The following is a 1488-nucleotide window of genomic DNA, read 5'->3' as shown; positions in this document are numbered from 1 at the left end:
CGGAACATGTCAACCTGTTTGAGGGATTAGGCGGCGGTTTGTGTTTCGGTTTGAGTGGGGTAATTGATCCACGATTCAGCATTGACCGTTGATGCCTGCGGGCGGCGCGCGTAGCGCGCCGGGTTCGCGGCGAACGCCGCGTTGAGGACGTCTTGTCGGTGGTTCTGCTCGATGATCCAGGACCCATCATGGACCGACATTGGGGTGTAATAGCCGATACCGGAGTGGTGGTTCTGATGGTTGTAACGGTGCATAAACTCCGCCACCCACTCGCGTGCATGCTCGATGTCACGAAACCGTCGCGGGTAATCCATCGAGTATTTGCAGGTCTTGAATTGGGCCTCAGAAAACGGGTTATCGTTCGACACCCGCGGCCGCGAATGCGACTGAACAATATCGAAATTGGCCAACGCCGCCGTCAACACACCACTGGTCATCGGTGATCCCCGATCAGCATGCAAAACCTCGGGGATTGCGCCCTCGCTGACGATGGTGTCGGTGAGCATCTCGACCGCGAACGGCCCATTTTCGGTGGCCTCGACCCGCCACCCGACGACATAACGGGAGAAAACATCGAGGATGACAAACAGTTTGAAGCTGCGCCCACGATCGATCGACGGCAACGTGGTGATATCCCACGACCACACCTGGTTCGGCCGGTTCGCGCACAACACCGGAATCGCCCGCGGCTTATGTGTTGCCAACCGGCGTCGGTCTCCGGTCAGGTTCCGGGCCCGCGCTATGCGCTGCCAGGCACTCAACGAGGCAACATGGATGCCCGCGTCCCAGCAGCGGACGAAGACCTCCGTGACGCTGAGATCAGCGTTGTCCTCGTCAACCAGAAACCCCACGATCCGGCCGACTTCCTCCGCCGTCAGTGTTGCCGGCTGCACCCGATCCTTCTGCGGGATCGGCTCCGCGAGGGCGGCCGGTGGATTCATCCGCCGGTAGTGGGTCGCTTGGGACACCCCAGCGAGATCGCAGGCGACCTCGACGTTTAGTCCATCGGCGATGAGGGCCACGACGGCGGCTTCTTGGATTCGGCGGGCTTCTGGTCGGAGTCCGCGCTCTCGGAGAGTTCTTCCAAGAGCGCGTGTGCTTTTCCCAACGACTCCATTGCCGCCTTCAGAACGTGCTGATTGGCGCGGGCGATCTCGGTCTCAGCCTGAGCTCGTGCGAGTTGCTTCCGTAACCTCACGATCTCCGAGCTTTGTTTCTTTGGCGTCATCGTTCCCCCTGTTCGTCGCCCGGACCGGTTGAATCCGAATTCGTCGTTATCGCGAGCGTATGCCCACCGGTGGATCATCCGAGTCTGCACGTTATGCGCCCGCGCGACGGCACCCTTTTCTCCGTGCGGCGCGGCTTCGTATTCGGCCACGATCTGCAGCTTCACCGCCAAGGGTTTGTGCGTTCCAGCACGAGTGGAGTTGACCATAAGGACTTCCTGTCTGCCACCAGAAATCCCTCACAACAGGCTGACACAGAGGG

General features: G+C 60.5%; 2 protein-coding genes. Both read right to left on the bottom strand.

The genetic code is table 11. The features are described 5' to 3' along the window. Positions 1–26: 26 nt before the first annotated feature. Positions 27–1022: an IS3 family transposase gene (locus tag B0I08_RS17495; protein WP_106215241.1), complete on the bottom strand. Its 996-nt coding sequence runs from the start codon at positions 1020–1022 to the stop codon at positions 27–29. Beyond that, positions 998–1435 carry a hypothetical protein gene (locus tag B0I08_RS17490; RefSeq protein WP_106215239.1) on the bottom strand — a complete coding sequence of 146 codons (438 nt, stop codon included), beginning with the start codon at positions 1433–1435 and terminating at the stop codon, positions 998–1000. Before B0I08_RS17490 ends, B0I08_RS17495 begins: the two co-directional genes overlap by 25 nt. Between the last annotated feature and the right edge of the window lie 53 nt (positions 1436–1488).

The sequence above is a fragment of the Glaciihabitans tibetensis genome, assembly GCF_003003265.1.
Lineage (GTDB): Bacteria > Actinomycetota > Actinomycetes > Actinomycetales > Microbacteriaceae > Glaciihabitans > Glaciihabitans tibetensis.
This window is presented reverse-complemented; position numbering and strand designations above follow the sequence as displayed.

Excerpts from the sequence above, each read along its gene's own strand:
- B0I08_RS17490 (WP_106215239.1), bottom strand. The coding sequence starts at position 1,435 with ATGGTCAACTCCACTCGTGCTGGAACGCACAAACCCTTGGCGGTGAAG.